Origin of the sequence: Paraburkholderia sp. (assembly GCF_036488795.1) — a bacterium.
In the GTDB taxonomy this organism is placed as follows: domain Bacteria; phylum Pseudomonadota; class Gammaproteobacteria; order Burkholderiales; family Burkholderiaceae; genus Paraburkholderia.
Genome location: NZ_DASXHA010000063.1, coordinates 46,778 through 65,236, shown reverse-complemented (window position 1 = coordinate 65,236; position 18,459 = coordinate 46,778). Strand labels below are relative to the sequence as shown.

The 18,459-nt window shown below is 62.7% G+C and carries 12 protein-coding genes; 6 read left to right on the top strand and 6 right to left on the bottom strand.

Going from position 1 to position 18,459, the window contains the following annotated elements; translation table 11 throughout:
- On the bottom strand, positions 1-1,185 hold a 1,185-nt coding region (locus VGH41_RS08805; RefSeq protein ID WP_331596993.1), incomplete at its 3' end, for an FAD-dependent oxidoreductase.
- Positions 1,185-2,615 (bottom strand): amino acid permease, encoded by a 1,431-nt coding sequence (locus VGH41_RS08800; RefSeq protein ID WP_331596992.1) that lies wholly within the window; start codon positions 2,613-2,615, stop codon positions 1,185-1,187. The genes VGH41_RS08805 and VGH41_RS08800, both read right to left, overlap by 1 nt.
- Before the next feature lie 302 nt (positions 2,616-2,917).
- Here VGH41_RS08800 and VGH41_RS08795 point away from each other — a divergent pair, with 302 nt between their 5' ends.
- On the top strand, positions 2,918-4,321 hold the full coding sequence (locus tag VGH41_RS08795) for a PLP-dependent aminotransferase family protein (protein ID WP_331596991.1): 1,404 nt from the start codon (positions 2,918-2,920) through the stop codon (positions 4,319-4,321).
- Positions 4,322-4,362: 41 nt separating this feature from the next.
- Here the strand turns inward: VGH41_RS08795 and VGH41_RS08790 are convergent, their stop codons facing one another.
- The 3 genes from VGH41_RS08790 to VGH41_RS08780 form a co-directional block, all read right to left on the bottom strand.
- Positions 4,363-5,775, bottom strand: coding sequence for an AcvB/VirJ family lysyl-phosphatidylglycerol hydrolase (locus VGH41_RS08790; RefSeq protein WP_331596990.1), 1,413 nt, complete (start codon positions 5,773-5,775; stop codon positions 4,363-4,365).
- A complete protein-coding gene (gene mprF, locus VGH41_RS08785; RefSeq protein WP_331596989.1) occupies positions 5,772-8,396 on the bottom strand; it encodes a bifunctional lysylphosphatidylglycerol flippase/synthetase MprF in 2,625 nt (874 codons plus the stop codon). Before mprF ends, VGH41_RS08790 begins: the two co-directional genes overlap by 4 nt.
- A gap of 1,095 nt (positions 8,397-9,491) precedes the next feature.
- Entirely contained in the window at positions 9,492-10,175 is a 684-nt protein-coding gene (locus VGH41_RS08780; protein WP_414696626.1) for a FadR/GntR family transcriptional regulator, read from the bottom strand.
- A 511-nt stretch (positions 10,176-10,686) separates the two neighbouring features.
- Here VGH41_RS08780 and VGH41_RS08775 point away from each other — a divergent pair.
- The 5 genes from VGH41_RS08775 (at position 10,687) to VGH41_RS08755 (ending at position 16,648) form a co-directional block, all read left to right on the top strand.
- Positions 10,687-12,276: a sugar ABC transporter ATP-binding protein gene (locus VGH41_RS08775; protein WP_331596996.1), complete on the top strand. Its 1,590-nt coding sequence runs from the start codon at positions 10,687-10,689 to the stop codon at positions 12,274-12,276.
- Positions 12,273-13,289 (top strand): ABC transporter permease, encoded by a 1,017-nt coding sequence (locus tag VGH41_RS08770; protein ID WP_331596988.1) that lies wholly within the window; start codon positions 12,273-12,275, stop codon positions 13,287-13,289. The genes VGH41_RS08775 and VGH41_RS08770 overlap by 4 nt, the downstream gene beginning before the upstream one ends.
- An 83-nt stretch (positions 13,290-13,372) precedes the next feature.
- Entirely contained in the window at positions 13,373-14,317 is a 945-nt protein-coding gene (locus tag VGH41_RS08765) for an ABC transporter substrate-binding protein (protein ID WP_331596987.1), read from the top strand.
- A gap of 106 nt (positions 14,318-14,423) precedes the next feature.
- Positions 14,424-15,434 carry a zinc-binding alcohol dehydrogenase family protein gene (locus VGH41_RS08760; RefSeq protein ID WP_331596986.1) on the top strand — a complete coding sequence of 337 codons (1,011 nt, stop codon included), beginning with the start codon at positions 14,424-14,426 and terminating at the stop codon, positions 15,432-15,434.
- A gap of 2 nt (positions 15,435-15,436) precedes the next feature.
- Positions 15,437-16,648, top strand: a complete 1,212-nt coding sequence (locus tag VGH41_RS08755) for a mannitol dehydrogenase family protein (RefSeq protein ID WP_331596985.1) — start codon at positions 15,437-15,439, stop codon at positions 16,646-16,648.
- Positions 16,649-16,738: 90 nt separating this feature from the next.
- On the opposite strand, the gene VGH41_RS08750 is transcribed toward VGH41_RS08755, so the two are convergent.
- A complete protein-coding gene (locus VGH41_RS08750; protein WP_331596984.1) occupies positions 16,739-18,436 on the bottom strand; it encodes a lactate permease LctP family transporter in 1,698 nt (565 codons plus the stop codon).
- Positions 18,437-18,459: the final 23 nt, after the last annotated feature.

Below are 18,459 nucleotides of genomic sequence, written 5' to 3'. Positions count from 1 at the left end.
ACGGCGTGCAACCAGGTCCGCGACGACGCGTCCGCTAATGCCTGCCAACGTCAACCCAAGATGCTGATGGCCGAACGCGTAGATCACGCGTTCGCTTGCGCTCGATCGGCCGAGCACCGGCACGCCATCGGGTAGGGTCGGACGAAATCCGAGCCAGCTGCTATCCGGCGCATCGAGCGCGGGTAACGCGCGCTTCGATGAAAATGTCAGCAGGTCGATCAACGAGCGGTTTCTCGTCTCGTTGAAACCCGCCAGTTCGACCGTGCCGGCGACGCGAATGCCGTCGCTCATGGGTGTCATGTAAAAACCGCGTTCAGCCCAGCCGACGGGCCGTGAAATCAGTTGCTGCGCGCCGGGATAACGCACGTGATAGCCGCGCTCGGTGTCGAGCGGCACGGCGTCGCCGCACTGCTTCGCGAATTGAGCGGAACGCGCGCCCGTGGCAATCACCACGTGACTGAAACGGCTTGCCACACCATCGACGATCACGCTCGCTCCATCCGCGCTAGCTTGCACCGCGCTGACGCTTGAACGCTTCAGCGTCAAGCCTTGCGCCGCGAGCTGCTCGTAAAGCGTCTGCAAGAATCCCTGTGGATCGGAGAAATGCCAGCTGTCGCTGAACAGCACACCGCGCTCGAAGATCGGCGCAAGCGACGGCTCCAGCGAACGGATCTGCGTCCCCGTCAGCACGTCGAAAGCGACGCCTAGCTTCCGGCGCAGATCGAGTGCGGGACGCGCGGCATCGAAAGAAGCCGCGTTGGAATACAGATAGAGACACTCACGGGATCTGACGAAGCGCGCCAGTTCAGCATTCGCCAGCAGCGGCGCATAGCCCTCCTGCGCCCGTCCAAGCAAGACCGCGAGTGCAGCGGCGCTGGCTTCGTAACGGCGCGGCAGCGAACTCATCATGAAACGCGCAAGCCACGGCGCGAGTTGCGGCAGGTAGCCCCATCGCAAGCGGAAAGGGCTGTGATTGGACAACAGGAAGCGCGGCAGATCGCGGAACACCGACGGGTTGTTCACGGGAATGCACGCGTAGTGCGCGAACGTACCGGCATTGCCGAACGACGCGCCCTGCCCGACGCCGGACGGATCGAACAGCGTGACGCGATGACCGTCGCGCATCAGCGACGCCGCGCTCGCAAGGCCGATAAAACCCGCTCCGACGATAGCGATCTCCGACATCACTTGCGCCCTTCCATTGCATGCTTGCCCAGCGGCGTGCGATATCCCGTGGCAGTCGCGCCGCTGTGCTGACGCTTCGCCGTCAACAGATACGCTGCGGATGCGACGGCGAGACTCGCGAGACTTGCCATCAGTTGCGGCCGCAACGACGGATCAGCGCCCATTGCCGCGAGCACTCCGACAATCGCCGCCACCACCGCATAAGAAAGCCAAGGAAACAGCCACATTTTCAGTGTCAGACGTTCGGGCGCGCTCGCTTCAATGCGGTGGCGAATGCGGATTTGCGCGAGCGCGGTCGCAAGATAGACGAACAGCATGACCGCACCGGATGCATTGACGAGGAACAGGAACACGCCCTGCGGCGACACGATGGCCGCAACGATCGCCACGTAGCCGACCACGCTGCTCAACAGCACCGCGAGGCGCGGCACTTTGTGCGGCGTCAGCTTCAGCAACGACTTCGGCGCGTCGCCCCGCTCAGCGAGGCGAAACAGAATCCGCGACGACACATAGAGGCCCGAATTCAGCGCGGACAGCACGGCGACCAGCACGATCGCGTTCATGATGTCGGCAGCCCCGGGAATACGCATGGTTTCGAGTGCCGCGACGAACGGCGAGTGCCCTGTGACGATACTGCTCCACGGCACGATGCACGCAATCAGGAACATGGAGCCGACGTAAAACGTGATCACCCGCAGGATGACCGAGCGCGTCATGGCGGCGACGCTTTTGGCCGGATCGTCCGATTCGGCGGCAGCGATCGTTGCGATCTCCGCGCCGCCGACCGCGAAGATCACCGTCGGCACCGCCGCAAAAATTGACATCGCGCCGAACGGCATGAAACCGCGATGGCCGGTCAGATTCGCGAGCGCACTGCCGGTATGGCCGAAGCCGAACACATACGCCGCGCCGATTGCGATGAACACGATGATCGCCGCGACCTTGATCGACGCAAACCAGAACTCGAATTCGCCATACGATTTGACGGACATCAGGTTGATCAACGTCATGATCGACAGCAGCACGAGGCCGATCATCCACACCGGGGCGGGAATCCAGCGCTGCAGGATGGCCGCGCCCGCCACCGCTTCCACGGCGACCACGATCACCCAGAAGTACCAGTAAAGCCAGCCGCTCGTGAAGCCGGCCCAGTTGCCCAGACCAATGCGTGCATATTCGGTGAACGAGCCGACGCCCGGCACCGCCAATGCCATTTCGCCGAGCATACGCATCACCATCAGCACGACAACTCCGGCCACGAGATACGAAATGCAGGCGGCGGGCCCGACCGTACCCAGGGTCGCGCTACTGCCGACAAAGAGACCGGCACCTATGATGCCGCCGAGCGCGATCATCGTCACATGCCGCTGGCGAAGGGCGCCGCCGAGTTGCGGCGCGGCACCCGATTCGGGGGATTGTGGAAAGCTCATCGGAACACTCCTGCGAACAGATTTCTCGACACAGCCTGCTGGTGTCGGACAACGTCAAGGTACCCATCACCAGACAAACTCTGATACCTAGAATCACACAATATTTTTTTGTGTGCAATTAAAACGCACATTGTGTGGCCCTGGCATTTTCCCTGGATGCTCCCGGGTGCGGTCCTTGCCGGCCCTCGCGGGGTCTGCCTGTACTGTCAGCAGGGCTTGCAGTCCGGCAACTCTGGTATAGAATCGCCACACCTCCGCACAATTGCGGACAAAGCCAGTTTTGTATGGAGACACCGGTTCTTATGGCTTCTGGCAAAGACGCAACGCGCGTCACCAATGGCGCGCCGGCTCAGGCGAAGCGCTCCACCTACGTCGAGGTGTCGAGTTCGATCGAGAATGAGATTCGTAGCGGCGTGTATCCGCCGGGCAGCCGGCTGCCGCCCCAGCGACAACTGGCGACAGAGCTGGGCATTAACGTGTCGACCGTGTCGCGCGCCTACAAGGAATTGCAGCTACGGGGACTGGTGATAGGCAGCAAGCGGCGCGGCTCGCTGGTGACGGGCGGCGCGATGCCGAGCGTGGAACCCGCGCAGACGACGAGCAATGCGCCAATCGATCTGACCGTCAACCGGCCGGCGACCGCCGAGTTCCTGAACTGTCTCGCGCGCACGCTGGCGGATTTGCCGCGCGACCCGCGCTACGCTCAACTGCAGGAATATCAACCGCCGCAAGGGCCGTTGTGGGCGCGCGCCGCGGGTGCCCGCTGGATGGCCGCGCCGGGGTTCGAGCCGGCGGTCGATCATGTGGTGGTGACAAGCGGCGCGCAGCACGGTCTGTATGCCATTCTGAACAGCCTGATCGGCACAGACGGGGTGATCCTCGCCGATCAGCTCACCTACTACGGCCTGAAGGCGCTCGCGCCGGTGTTTCAGTTCGAGATTGTCGGGATTCCGAGTGACCGCGACGGGCTGCTGACCGACGAAGTAGAACGCGTGTGCAAGCGGATGCCGGTGAAGGCCATTTTCACGGTGCCGAATCTGCAGAACCCGACCGTCACCACCATGAGCCTCGAACGCCGGATGGCTCTCGTCGATATCGCGCGTCGGCACGGCGTGGCGATCATCGAAGATGACGTCTACGGACCGCTGGTGTCGCAGCGCCTGCCCACCATCGCGAGCTTGTGCCCGGAATTGACCTTCCATATCGCCGCGACGTCGAAGATTCTCGCGCCGGGACTGCGGCTCGGCTATCTGCTGAGTCCACCGGACAGCTCGGCGCTGTGTGCGGAAGCCGTACGCACCACGGCGTGGATGCCCGCGCCGATGTCGATGCTGATTGCTTCGATCTGGATCGAGGACGGCACCGCGCGTCACATCATGGACGCACAGCTCGCCGAAATCCGCGCCCGCCAGAGTCTCGCGCGCGAGCTGTTGCCGCAAGAATTGTTGCAGACCGATCCGGCCTGTATGTTTGTGTGGCTCAAGTTGCCGCCGCCTTGGCGAGCCGACGATTTCGCCGCCAATGCAAAGGCGCGCGGCGTGGTAGTGATGCCGTCGTCCGCGTTTGCGGTGGACCGCTCCGAGATCGAGCACGGTGTGCGCATCAACCTCGCATGTGCGACGAGCCGCGATCAGCTGGTGAGCGCGCTACGCCTGTTGACGGGCACACTCAAGGACCGTCCGCGCGCGCTGTTCGGGACAATCTGATGCAGCGTCGCCGGCGCGACTGAACAAAGCCGCGCCCAGCATCAACCGTGCGCCGCGATCTGCTTCTTCCACGCCGACAGGATGCGCTTTTCCAGCGCGTCGTAGTCGCGGTCGAAGTGATGTTCGCCCGGCGTGCGAATGACTTCGACGCCCGTTCCCGCGAGTGCTGGACACAACGTGTCGGTCTCGTGCTCGCCATAAAAACACTGGACGATACCCGGAGATATGCGCTGCAACTCCGGCTTCGCCTGCAATGCGTTTTCGCTGGCGGGCATGCCGAGCCAGCCTGTCACGCGGACCTGAAAGTCGGCAGCAGGTGCAAAACCCAGCAGCGAAACCAGCGACACCTTTTCACGCAACGCGACGGGCAAGCGGTTATAGGCAAACGGCATGACGTCGGCACCGAACGAATAGCCGATCAACGCAACCTGATCCGTGTGCCAGCGTGCCGCGTAGCTTTGCATCACGCGCGCCAGATCCTGGCTCGTCTGCTCAGGCGTTTTCTCGCTCCAGAAATAGCGCAGGCTATCCCAGCCCACGACCGAAACACCGTCCTTTTGCAGCGATTCGGCAATCGTCTTGTCGAGATCGCGCCAGCCACCGTCACCGGAGATGACGATTGCCAGCAGGCGCCCCGGATGCGCGGCAGGTAATTCGATCAGCGGCAGATCGGAGACGTCCTGCTTGTCCACCGCAAGCGGTAGCAAATGCGGGCCAATGAGTGTGCTGAGTTGCTCGGCGAGCGGGGCATCAGCGGCAAACCTTCGCGGTGCCGTGGCCGGCAGCGGCGCAAGTGGAGCCTGCACCGCATGCGGGGCCGTCGAAGCCGTGAACTCGCGATTCGCCGAGTGTTCGGCCTGCGCCGTTGCCCCTGCTTCCGCCGTGCTTGTCACGCCGGCCACCATGAAGCCGGGCAAGCCTTTTCCGCGACTCACGGTGGGATCCGGCGGGCAAAGTTTGAAGCGCGCATCGAGGACGGCTTGCGGGTCGACGGATACCGCGCCGGCAACCGTATTCGCCGGCGCCTGCGCAAGCACGTGCATTGCGAGCGTGGCGCCCTGCCCGCTGCCCGCCAGGATGGGTGCGTAATAACGGCTCGAGCCGAGCTCACGCTCCAGTTGGTGGCTAAGCGCTTCTGCATCGCTTACCAGTTGATGACAGGTTTCCGCTTTGGCCGCGAGATTCGCTGCATAGCGGCCGGTATCGACGCCGATTGTCAACGCGCCATCGTGGGCAAGCGCCTGGGCCGCCTGCTGATCGGACGCCGTCCAGCCATTACCCGATGAAAACAGCACCACAAAACCCCGTAGCGGACCGGACGGACGCGCCACGCTCACGTCGCCATAGCGGCCGCCAGAAACCGTGGAGCCGTCTGCATGGGCCATGGCGCACGCACACAATCCGGCGATGGCGGCGAGGCCCCGCACAGCCTTGAATCCAGAATGAAGTCTCATGAACGCCGGCCTCCTGCCAGCAGCGAAAGGTCAGCGAGCGTCAGGAACACGCCAACAGCACCTGACGTGGCGAGATAGCGCGGCTCCCAATGGGGCTGAAATTTGCCCTTGAAAGCACGCAGCCCGCGAAAATTGTAGAAACGGCCACCGAAGCGCCACACCATCGCTGCGACGCGATGCGGCATGGACGCGAGCGGTGTAGGCTGCATGCCGGAAAACGGCGCGATGCCGAGGCTCAACGAGCGAAACCCGGCTTCCTTGAGACGCAGGGCAAGTTGCGTGAACAGATAGTCCATTGCATACGGCGATGCCTGCGGCAGGTGACGCATCACGCCGACCGTCGCTTCTGTGTTCAGGTCGGTCGTCATGAACGTGGTGAACGCCACGGGCATGCCTGCCTGGCGCACCAGCATCACCGACTGCGCGGCGAGGTAGTCGTCGTGGAAGGCCGCGACTGAAAAGCCCTTTTCGCGCCCGACGCGGCCGCCCAGCCAGCCGTCCGAAATCTGCCGCAGCGTATCGAGGTGCGCGGGCACATCGGCGGGCTCGATGAGTTCGACTTCACAGCCGTCGCGCTCACCTCGCTTCAATGCGTAACGCAGATGCGCACGGCGCGCTCCGCTCAGATCGAATTTGTCGAGCGCGACGTGAGCCTCTTCGCCCAGCTTCATCAACGTGAGGCCGGCGTCCAGATAGAGCGGCAACGCATCGGCACGCACCTGATAAAACGCCGCGCGGCCGCCGTGCGTATGCGCGAGTTCAATGAACGTGCGAATCAGCCCGGGCCATTCGCTGCGCGGTCCAACGGGGTCGTGCAAGGCGGCCCAGGTGCGGCCGTATTTGGCGTACATCAGAAAGGCTTCACGCGAGGCCGAGAACAGAAAACTCTTGTCGCCCATCATCGCAAGGCCCGCGTCGCTGCGTGTTTGCGCACGCACGATGCGCGCGGCATCCAGCAGATCCTGCTGAGTGGGCTTCACGAAGCGCCCAGCCGCGGGACGCAGCAGTTGCCAGAATGCAAAGCTGGCCGCAAAGAGGCTCGCCGCGAGGGTGGCGCGCAAGGCCCGCGGTGCGTGCTCGTTAAACGCAAATTGCCACCAGAGATCGTTGCTATACGGCACGTTGCGAAACGCAAACAGCATCACCCAGACGGCGAACATCAGCACCATCGCCACCGAAACAAGCCAGCCCGCGTTCAGACGCGCGGCAAAGAGTGCCGAACGGCGATTGAAACGATGGCGCGTGACGAGCAGCAACACGATCAGCACGCCGAGTACGCCGGCTTCGATGAAGGCCAGCCCCTTGACCACCGACAACGCCAGACTTGCCGCCGCCAGCGCCAGGGTGAGCCACCACGCCGCGTCGAGCCGTCGCAACAAGCCACGCGCGACGAACAGCAGTAGCACGCCGAGGATGCTGCATAGCATCTGCGAGCTTTCGAGCAGCCAGAGCGGAACCACGTTGCGCAGCAGCGCGATGCGATGCGCAAACGCAGGCGTCGCGCTCGACACCACCAGCATCGAGCCCACCATGAAGGTCACGAGGCTCAGAAACAGCGGTGCAAGCTTCGAGACTCCGGCCACATGCCGCAGCGGCAGCCGGCTGCGCAATGTGCGCCCCTCGAAGCCGGCCAGCACGCCCGCGGAAAGCGCCAGCGGCAAGCCGAAATAGATGACGCGATAGGCGAAGAGTGCCGCGAGCATGTCCGGCGCTTTCACGTCGCTGCCGAGCGCGAACATCATCGCGGCCTCGAACACGCCGACGCCGCCGGGCGTATGCCCGATCATGCCGAGCAGCAGCGCCGCGGCATAGACGGTGATGAAGCTCGCAAAGCCGATCTGCGGATGCGGCAAGAGCGCCCACAATGCGAGCCCGGCGCCGACGACATCAACCACGGCGAGCGCCATCTGCTCGACGAAATCGCGCCGTGCCGGCACGTCGAACGAGAGCCAGCGCCAGCGGGTTTGCAGCGACCTCGTTTGCCTCCCGCAGCAAGCGACGAGCGCGGCCAACGCCACCAGCGTCGTCGCGCCGCCGATGCGCACGGTCGCAGGCGCCACGCCGAGCATCGCCGAAAGCGGTCCGGCGCTGCATACCATACCGAGCGCCGTCATCAGCACGAGTGCCAACGCAAGCGACACGCTAGTGAAGACCGTGAGGCGGCCGACCTGCACGGGCGTCACGCCGGCCGCGCCGTAGACGCGACAACGTACCGCACCTCCAGTCAATGCGCCGAAGCCTGCCGCGTTGCCGAGTGCCGACCCGACCGCGCCGCCCACGCCGATCAACGAACGGGGCACTTTCGCCGCGATATGACGCAGGCCTACGGCATCGCGTGCGACGAGCGCGGCATAGCTGAGCGCGGTCGCGGCCAGTGCGGCGGACCATTCGGCGGCGCTCAGATGCCGCAGATGACGGATGACCGAATGGTAGTCGACGGTTCGGGAGAGACGTTGCAGCACCCAGAGCAGCACGACGGCGATCCCCGCCGTGAGAAGCGGGGAGAGATTGCGGCGCTGGAAGAGCCTGGATGCGGGGTTGCTTATTAGCTGAGGAACCTTGAGGTTGGCGAGCTTGATTTCAGCAATATTGTGAAAACGGTCGTTATAACGGCGAGGCATAGGTCCTGAGGTACTGCATTGCGAGCGCTGCGAGCACTACTTGGTCTTATAGCTTTATATGGAATTCTGGCCGAATGGGCTGTAATTCCACTATGTGGAGTTCGAGTAACGTTAAAAGTGAGGGTTTGGTTGACCGGAACTGTCAATTGGCATTCAAAAATATTCTTTTTAATGCACTGGGGCCCTACGGGGTCGGGGTTTGCTTTTGGTTTATTGGGGTTGGTCCTTTGCTGTTTGCCTGCGGCGCTTTGGTTGTTTGCCTGTGGCGCTGTTTGGTTGTTTGCCTACGGCGTTGGCCTTTCCTTGTATTCTTAGTGGTCTATTAGCCTCGCCCCTGTGCGGGGCAGCACTCACTTTCTTTGCCGCCGCAAAGAAAGTAAGCAAAGAAAGCGGGCTTCCAACCGCCAGCCAGTAGGTGTCGCTTTCACCGCTCACGCGGCATGGGTCCGAGACGAGATCGTCCCTCGCACAACCATCGCCGGTGACAAGGCGCTCATCCACCCCACTCCGCATTGCGTGCGTCGCGGACTGGTCTGCACAGGAAAGCGGATGCGGGACACGTGGTCCAGCATGCGAAAGCTGTAGGGGCCTACGCCTGCGACTCCGCAAGATGCGGTGGCCCACCAGGTTTTGCAGAAGGAGTTGTGCCCGACGGCGAACGCGTAGCGGACGCTGGAGCGGATGAGTGCTGTGTCACGAAGGCAACTGCGCGAGGGCGCGTCTCGTGTTGGGCCGTTTCCGGTATACGACAGAGATGGACACCTACTGGCTGGCGGTGTGAGCCCGCTTTCTTTGCTTACTTTCTTTGCGGCGGCAAAGAAAGTGAGTGCCGCCCCGCACAGGGGCGAAGCTAATAGACCACTAAGAATGCAAGGAGAGGCCAACGCCGTAGGCAAACAGACATAGGCGCGAACCTAACAGACCACTAAGAATGCAAGGAAAGGCCAACGCCGTAGGCAAGCAGACATAGGCGCGAACTAACAGACCACCAAGAATAAAAGTAAAGCCCAACGCCACAGCCAAACAACCAAAACACTAATAAACCAAAAAGCAAAGCAAAAACCCGCCAACGCCGTAGGCAAACAACAAGAACAGTCACCCAACTTCAATCCATCGCGCCTCCGAAGCCATCAAATGGCTCCGTATTGCCGACTGCGCGGCCAACGGATCGCGCTCCTCCAACGCTCGATAAATCGCTTCATGCTCTCCCAGCGCAGTCACCCATGTCTGCCCCGTTTCCGCGCGCCCGCTCAACCGTGACGAAATCGGGCTATGCCGTTCATCGAACAGTTCCGCCACCATCCTTACCAGCACGGAGTTGCCACTCATCTCCGCAATGCACAGATGAAACGCCCGGTCATGGTCGAGCGCCGAGCGCCCCGCCTTGACCTGCGCACGCATCGCATCCAGCGTCTCGCGCAACTGAGCCAGACCTTGCGGCGTAATCTGCGCCGCCGCCAGCACGATCACCGATCCCTCCAGCACCGCGCGCGCCTGCATCAACTCAGACGGGCTCTCGCCCATCGCGGCAATCCCCGCGGATGAACGCTCCGGCGCGCGCAACACATACACGCCGGACCCCTGGCGAATTTCAACCGAGCCGGCAATCTCCAGCGCAATCAACGCCTCCCGCAGCGACGGTCGCGAGACGCCAAGCTGCTGCGCCAGATCGCGCTCCGGCGGCAAGCGCGTTCCCTGCGCAAATCCGCCCGCCTGAATCAGTTCGCGAATCCGGTCGGCAGTCTGCTGGTAAAGGCGCCGCGTCTCGGGCTGCTTCATTTGCATGCCTGTCAAATTCGATCTCCAGAAGTTTTCCGCAGGTGCGCCAGGCGCACTCCCGCTGGCCGCGCTCGCCTGAATTGGTCGGGCCACTTAGTGGGAATGCCTGGAACAAAATTATAGGTGATGGCCCCATCGGATGGTATCGCAACGACCTATTTTCAAGCCAATACAAGGGAATACCCGATTTACCCTATCCGTCTGACGAAGCTAGCATACGGCCATCGATCCAAAAACGCAGTCAATTGGCTTGACCAATCCTGCTGGCTTTCCTAAGATCGATGCACACCCTGCCCGTCCATTCAGACCTCACGGAAAGACGGCGACAGGTCGGATCCGCCATGAACGGAACGACGCCGCGCGACAGCGGCGTCACACATTGGAGACAGACTTGCTGGAATCCTCAAGCCAGCCCGCCGCGTGCCCGCCCATTTCGGCACGAACGGACTCCGAAGCCGTCCAGAACGAGCGGTCGGCGTCCCGGCCCGCGAGTGACGTCGACGCAGACGTCATCGCCCACGCACGGCGCGGTGCCGCTACGCCGGACACCTCAGCCGAGCTTCTGCGTCTTGCCAATGTGACGAAGCGCTTTCCCGGCGTGCTCGCGCTCGACGGCGTCAGCTTCGACCTGAGACGCGGCGAAGTCCACGCGGTCTGCGGTGAAAACGGCGCGGGCAAGTCGACGCTGATGAAAATCATCAGCGGCCAGTACCGTCCTGACGACGGCTCGATCATCTACAAGGGCAGCGAGCGCCACTTCGCTTCGTCGCTGGAAGCGCAAGCGGTAGGCATCGCGATCATTCACCAGGAACTGAACCTGGTGCCGCATCTGTCGGTCGCGGAGAACATCTTCCTTGCACGTGAGCCGCGTCGCGGTTTTTTTGTCGATCGCGCCCGTCTGCGCGCCGACGCACAGCGCTGCCTCGACCGCCTTGGCGTCGACATCGAGCCGGGCACGCTAGTTCGCACGCTCTCCGTTGCACAGCGTCAGATGGTGGAGATCGCCAAGGCACTCTCGCTCGACGCCGAAGTGCTGATCATGGACGAGCCGACCTCGTCACTCACGGAGTCCGAGACCAGCGCGCTCTTCAAGATCATTCTGGAGCTGAAGCGCGAGGGTGTCGGCATCATCTATATCTCGCATCGGCTCGATGAAATGACGGCCATCGTCGATCGCGTCACGGTAATGCGTGACGGCCGCTATGTCTCGACCGACGTGTTCCGCGACACCACCATCGATCAGGTCGTCGCACGCATGGTGGGCCGTTCGCTCGAAGAAAAGTTTCCGGTCCGCACTTCAGTTCCGACTGACGACGTACTGCTGTCGGTCGAACAACTGACCCGCACCGGCGTATTCGGTCCAGTCAGCTTCGAGTTGCGGCGTGGCGAGATTCTCGGCTTCGCAGGCTTGATGGGCGCGGGCCGCACCGAAGTGGCGCGCGCCATTTTCGGCGCCGATCCGCTCGATGGCGGCACGGTGTCGCTCGGCAACGAGACATTGTCGATCCACTCGCCCATCGATGCGATCAAACACGGCATCGCGTATCTGTCCGAAGACCGCAAGGCACACGGGCTCGCGCTCAATATGCCGGTGTCGAGCAACATCACGCTCGCGCATATGGACGCGGTGTCGAACCGCTTCGGCTTCATCCGTTTCGCGGACGAAACGGCGGTTGCGAAGCGTTATATCGACACACTGGGTATCCGCACGCCAAATGTGAAGCAGATTGCCCGCAACCTTTCGGGCGGCAATCAGCAGAAGGTCGTGATCAGCAAATGGCTGTTCCGCGACTCGCGCGTGCTGTTCTTCGACGAACCCACGCGCGGCATCGACGTCGGCGCCAAGTTCGCCATCTATGAGCTGCTCGACCAGCTCGCCGCGCAAGGCATCGGCGTGGTGATGATCAGTTCGGAATTGCCGGAGATTCTCGGCATGACCGACCGCGTCGCCGTGTTCCACGAGGGCGAGCTCGTCACCGTCCTCGAAACCCGTCAAACCAGTCAGGAAGAAATCATGCATTACGCCTCGGGCCGCGTGGGGACATCAGGTATGTCCACGACTTCAGCCATCTCGTCAGGCACACCGGGAGCCGCACAATGAGCACCGTCGTGCGCCCCGCGCCTTCGCTCGTCAACGAACGGCGCAAGGACCTGATCCAGAAGTTTGCCGCGTTCGGCAGCCTGATCGTGATGATCGTGGTGTTCTCGTTTACGAGCGACGCCTTCCATACCGTCGACAACGCGATGACCGTCGCGCTGCAAGTCACCTCGATCGCGTACCTCGGCGTCGCCGCGACCTGCGTGATCATCACGGGCGGCATCGACCTGTCGGTCGGCTCGGTGCTCGCGCTGTCCGGCGTGGTCGCGGCGCTGGCGGTCAAGGCCGGCGTGCCGGTGACGATCGGCATGCTGCTCGGCATCGTCGTCGGTGGCCTGTGCGGTGCCGTCAACGGCTTGTGCGTCACGCGCATGCGCCTGCCGCCGTTTATCGCCACGCTCGGCATGATGCTCGTCGCGCGAGGTCTCGCGCTGCAGATCACCGGTGCGCGCCCCGTCTCTGGACTCGGGGAAGCATTCGGCGTGCTCGGCAACGGCTCGCTGTTCCGGATCGAGACCATCGGCGCGGACGGCTTTCCGAACGTGACGTTCCCCGGCATTCCCTATCCCGTGCTGCTGATGATCGTGATCGCCGTGGCGGTGTCGATCATGCTGAGCCGCACCACGCTTGGCCGCCACATCTACGCGGTCGGCTCGAATGCGGAAGCCGCGCGTCTGTCGGGTGTCAACGTGGCGCGCGTGACGATGTTCACGTACGTGCTGTCCGGCGCGCTCGCAGGGGTCACCGGCTGCGTATTGATGTCGCGTTTGCTGACGGCGCAGCCGAATGAAGGCGTGATGTACGAACTCGACGCGATCGCCAGCGCGGTGATCGGCGGCACGTCGCTGATGGGCGGCGTTGGCACGATCTCGGGCACGGCAATCGGCGCGTTCGTGATCGGAATCCTGCGCAATGGCCTGAACATGAATGGAGTATCGAGCTTCATTCAGCAAATCATCATCGGCCTGGTCATTCTGGGCACTGTCTGGATCGACCAGCTTCGCAATCGCCGGTGACATCCATCGACGCTTCGGGTCAACACCGTCTGCAGCGGCGAGAAGTCCATGTACGACAACAAAACCACCATAGGAGTAGAGACATGCGCACGTTCCAACTGAGCCTCGTTGCTGCCGCCCTCGCGCTGACAACCGGCCTCGCCCATGCCGCCGGCGGTGAAATCGCCGTGATCGTGAAAACCTCGAGCTCGAACTACTGGCAGAATGTCCAGAAAGGCGCGAACTCGGCGATGGGCGACCTCAAGGGTTACACAATGACCTTCCAGGGTCCCGCCGCGGAAACGGCTATTGCCGACGAAGTGAACATGGTCGAGAACGCCGTGAACCGCAAGGTGGCCGGCATCGTCCTCGCGCCGTCGGATCCGGACGCGCTCGTGCCTGCCGTCAAGAAGGCATGGGAAGCCCATATTCCGGTCGTGATCATCGACTCCGCGCTCAGCGACTCGGGCAAGCAGTACTACCAGTCGTTCCTCTCCACGGATAACAAGAAGGCCGGCGAACTGTGCGCGCAGGCATTGATCGCGCGGGTCGGGACGACCGGCAAGATTGCCGTCATGTCTTACGTGGCAGGCGCGGGTTCGGAAGTGGGCCGCGTGGGCGGCTTCCGTGAGTATCTGAAGGCGCATTCGCAGTTGCAGGTTGTCGGCCCGTTCTATTCGAACTCGCAAATGGCGACCGCACTGAATCAGACCACCGACACGCTGACCTCCAACCCGGACCTCAAGGGCATCTTCGGCGCGAATGAGCCGACCGCTGTAGGTATGGGCCGCGCGCTGGAGCAATCGGGCAAGGCCGGCAAGGTGGTGGCAATCGGCTTTGACGGCAACGAAGATATTCAGGGCTTCGTCAAGGACGGCACGCTTTCCGCCACTGCGGTGCAAGGCTCGTATCAGATGGGTGAGCTCGGCGTCAAAACGGTGGTCAGCCTGATCGAGAAAAAGCCGGTGCCCAAGTCGCTCGACACGGGCGTGGTGATGGTCACGAAGGACAACGTCGACAAGCCCGAAGCAAAGAACGTGTTGTATTGATGGATGCGGCGGCCCTGGTTGCACACGCTTGATGCAAGCCGCCGGGGTCGCCTGTGATTGAACAGATTCACCCGCCGCTCACCGCGGCGCCGAACCAAGGATTGTTATGCTCACGGTGATATGCGAGACCCCCGGCACGCTGCGCGCTCATGAACGAAGCCGCCCCGTCCCCGAGAAAAACGAAGTGCTGCTGCGCGTGAAGCGGGTCGGCGTGTGCGGGACAGACTTGCATATTTTCACGGGCAATCAGCCGTATCTCGCGTATCCGCGGGTGATGGGCCACGAGTTGTCCGGCATCGTCGAGGAAGCGCCGGCCGACAGCGGCCTCGCCGCCGGCGATCCGGTCTACGTGATGCCCTATCTGTCGTGCGGTAAATGCATTGCGTGCCGCCGCGGCAAGACCAATTGCTGCATGAACATCCAGGTGCTGGGCGTTCATCGCGACGGTGCGTTCACCGAATATCTGAGCGTACCCGCGCAGTTCGTCCACAAGGCCGAAGGCATTACGCTCGATCAGGCGGCAATGGTCGAATTCCTCGCCATCGGCGCGCATGCGGTCAGGCGCGGCGACGTGAAAGAAGGCGAACGTGTGCTGGTGGTCGGCGCGGGGCCGATCGGCATGGCGGCGCTGACCTTTTCGAAGCTGCGCGGTGCCAACGTGACGGTGCTCGACACGCGCGCCGACCGGCTCGACTTTTGTGTGAAGCAGCTCGGCGTGGACGCGGCCGTCCAGATCGGCGAGAACGACAAGGCGCAGCTTTCGGCACTCACGGATGGCGACTTCTTCGACGTCGTATTCGATGCAACCGGCAACCCGAAAGCCATGGAGCGCGGCTTCGAGTTCATCGCACACGGCGGCAAGTACGTATTGGTGTCGATCGTGCCGAATACCATCAGCTTTGCCGATCCCGAGTTCCATAAGCGCGAAGCAACGCTGCTGGGCAGCCGCAATGCGACCGCCGAGGACTTCGACACGGTCGTCAAGGCAATGCGCGCCGGACTCATTCCGGATCGCGCGCTCAACACGCACCGTCTCGCGCTCGCCGATGTGCCGGAGCGCTTCGCGTCGCTGCTCGATCCGTCGGGCGGTGTCGTCAAAGCAATCGTGGAGTGTTGAGCATGGGTGTGTCGCAAGCGGCGTCAAGCAGGCCTTCCTCACCCTCCGGACCCTTAACACAGCCGATCCTTCAATTCGGCACGAGCCGCTTCCTGCAGGCGCATGTCGATCTGTTCGTCTCGCAGGCGCTCGAGTCGGGCGAAGCACTGGGTGGCATTGCCGTCGTGCAGACCACCGAAAGCGCGGATAACGCCGAGCGTATCGCCGCCCTCGCAAACGGCAGCGGGTATCCGGTGCGGATACGCGGACTGCGTGCGGGTGAAGTGATCGACGAAGCACTCACCGGCCGCGCCATCCGCCAGGCCGTACAGGCACGCACCGATTGGGCGCGAGTTCGCGAGGCCGTTTGCGGCCCCGTACAGATCATCGTGTCGAATACGGGAGATCGCGGCTATCTGCTCGACGAGCGCGACAAACTCAGCGATCCCGCCGACCCCGTCTGCGTGCCGCACAGTTTTCCCGCCAAGCTGCTCTCACTGCTATACGCGCGCTGGCAAGCCCAGCCCGATGCACCGCTGTCCTTGTTTCCGTGCGAATTGATCGAGAAGAATGGCGAGGTGCTGCGGGCAATCGTGGCGGGACTCGCGTCGCAACAGCGCTTGCCCGATGAATTCGTGCGCTATCTGACTGATCATTGCGTGTGGGCCAATTCTCTGGTGGACCGGATCGTCTCCGAGTCGATCAAACCGGTCGGCGCAGTCGCCGAGCCGTACGCGCTATGGGCGATAGAACGACATCCGCGCCTGACGATGCCATGCACGCATCCTTCGATCGTGCTGACCGATAACCTAGCGCATTTCGAACGACTCAAACTGTTCTTGCTGAACCTCGGACACACGTTTCTTGCCGAGTGCTGGTTGCGCGATGCGCGCAGGCCGGATGAGACGGTCTATCAGGCGATGAACGATCCCACGTTGCGCGCCGAACTGGAAGCAGTGTGGACCCAGGAAGTGCAGCCGGTGTTCGACGCACTCGGCAAGCGCGACGATGCGCTCGCTTATCTGGTGGAGGTGCGGGATCGCTTCATGAATCCATTTTTGCGGCATCGAATTGCCGATATCGCGCAGAATCACGCGCAAAAGAAGCAGCGGCGCATCGTGCCGTTGCTGGAACTGGCGGCGACGCTCGAATCAGGCAGCGGCGTGCGATTCGAGTTGCCGCGTCTAAAGGCGGCGCTCGCCCACAATCAGGCACCGGCCACCACTCACCGCTAATTTCGGCTACCCGCCGCTCGAAACAGGCGGCTCGAAACAGGCGGCCCGCATCTGAACCGCTGCGGGCCGCCGTCTGAGCACTGAAAGCGCCTATTTCACCAGCATTCCGGTCAGCCAATAGGCTTGACTGAAGGTGATGATGCCGGCGATCACGGCCAGTCCAATGCTGTGCTTCAGCGTGAAGCGGAACAGATCGGATTCTCGTCCGATTAATCCGACTGCTGCGCATGCGACTGCGATCGACTGGGGCGAAATCATCTTGCCCGCCACGCCGCCGGTGGAATTGGCGGCCACCAGCAGAATGTCCGACACGCCGATCTGATGCGCGGTGGTCGCCTGCAACGCGGCAAACAACGCGTTCGACGAGGTGTCCGAGCCCGTCAGGAACACGCCGAGCCAGCCGAGCAGCGGCGCGAACAGCGGATACGCCGCGCCCGTCTTGGCGAGCAGCAAGGCCATCGTCACGGACATGCCCGAATAGTTTTCGACGAACGCAAACGCGAGCACGAGACCGATCGACAAGATCGGGCGACGCAGTTCCCGAAGCGTTTCAGCAAACGTGCTGAGCGCCGTTTTTGCGGGCATCCGCAGGAACACGATGGCAATCAGCGCCGCGAGGAAAATGCCGGTGCCGGTCGCTGCGAGCAGATCGAGCTTGAACACGACGTCGAGCGGCGTCGGTGTCGCGACCACCGGCGCGCCCCGGATGATCAGCTTGTCGATGAAAGGCATGTGAAACGACAGCGTCGTTGGGGCCAGCAGGCCCTTGGCTCCGAACAGCGCCTTGAAGCCACCCAGACCCCATACCGTAATCGTCGCGGTGAGGAACAAGAACGGCGACCAGGCCCTCACGATCGTGTTCATCGGATAAGGACTCGGCGATTTCGCACCACCAAAGCCACCCGCCATCCCAACCGGTCCCGCGCTGAAAGCAGCCGTGCCGCCGCCGCTGACTGAAGGCGCGAAGGCCATTTTGGGCTGCCACATCTTCAGGAACACACCGAGCGCGACGAGACTCACAATCGACGATGCGACGTCCGGCAGTTCCGGTCCAAGAAAGTTCGACGTCAGATATTGCGTCAGCGCGAAGCTGCCGCCCGCCACCAGCGCAGCAGGCCATGTCTCGCGCAGTCCCTTCTTGCCGTCCATGATGAAGACGAGCCAGAACGGCAGGAAGATCGACATGAACGGCAACTGCCGGCCAGCCATGGCGCCCACCGAAAACGGATCGAGGCCCGACACCTGGCCCGCCACGATCACCGGAATCCCAAGTGCACCGAAGGCAACCGGCGCGGTGTCGGCGATCAGGCATAAGCCCGCGGCGTAAAGCGGATTGAAGCCGAGCCCGACGAGCAGCGCGGCGGTAATCGCCACCGGCGCACCGAAGCCCGCGGCGCCTTCGAGAAACGCGCCGAACGAAAAGCCGATCAGCAGCATCTGCAAGCGGCGGTCGTCAGTGAGGCCCGTAATCGAACTGCGGATGATGTCGAACTGTCCCGAGCGGACCGCGACCTTGTAGACGAAAACCGTCGCGACGATAATCCACGCGATCGGCCACATGCCGTAGAAAAAGCCATAGAACGCCGAGGCGAGCGCCATCGCGACAGGCATGTGAAAGATCGCCACCGCGATCACCAGCGAGAGCGCCAGCGTCAACGCCGCGGCAACATGCCCTTTCACTCTGAGCAACGCCAGACAGACGAAAAACAGAATGATCGGCCCGCTCGCCGCGAGCGCGGAGAGGCCAATGCTATCGAACGGCAAATAGTTCTGATGCCAGACTTCCATGTACCCAGTCTCCTTTCTTTATT

What these genes read in the sequence shown, in the direction of transcription:
- VGH41_RS08800 (WP_331596992.1), bottom strand. Translation starts at nt 2,615, where the DNA reads ATGAGCTTTCCACAATCCCCCGAATCGGGTGCCGCGCCGCAACTCGGC.
- VGH41_RS08795 (WP_331596991.1), top strand. Translation starts at nt 2,918, where the DNA reads ATGGCTTCTGGCAAAGACGCAACGCGCGTCACCAATGGCGCGCCGGCT.
- VGH41_RS08790 (WP_331596990.1), bottom strand. Translation starts at nt 5,775, where the DNA reads ATGAGACTTCATTCTGGATTCAAGGCTGTGCGGGGCCTCGCCGCCATC.
- mprF (WP_331596989.1), bottom strand. Translation starts at nt 8,396, where the DNA reads ATGCCTCGCCGTTATAACGACCGTTTTCACAATATTGCTGAAATCAAG.
- VGH41_RS08780 (WP_414696626.1), bottom strand. Translation starts at nt 10,175, where the DNA reads ATGAAGCAGCCCGAGACGCGGCGCCTTTACCAGCAGACTGCCGACCGG.
- VGH41_RS08770 (WP_331596988.1), top strand. Translation starts at nt 12,273, where the DNA reads ATGAGCACCGTCGTGCGCCCCGCGCCTTCGCTCGTCAACGAACGGCGC.
- VGH41_RS08765 (WP_331596987.1), top strand. Translation starts at nt 13,373, where the DNA reads ATGCGCACGTTCCAACTGAGCCTCGTTGCTGCCGCCCTCGCGCTGACA.
- VGH41_RS08760 (WP_331596986.1), top strand. Translation starts at nt 14,424, where the DNA reads ATGCTCACGGTGATATGCGAGACCCCCGGCACGCTGCGCGCTCATGAA.
- VGH41_RS08755 (WP_331596985.1), top strand. Translation starts at nt 15,437, where the DNA reads ATGGGTGTGTCGCAAGCGGCGTCAAGCAGGCCTTCCTCACCCTCCGGA.
- VGH41_RS08750 (WP_331596984.1), bottom strand. Translation starts at nt 18,436, where the DNA reads ATGGAAGTCTGGCATCAGAACTATTTGCCGTTCGATAGCATTGGCCTC.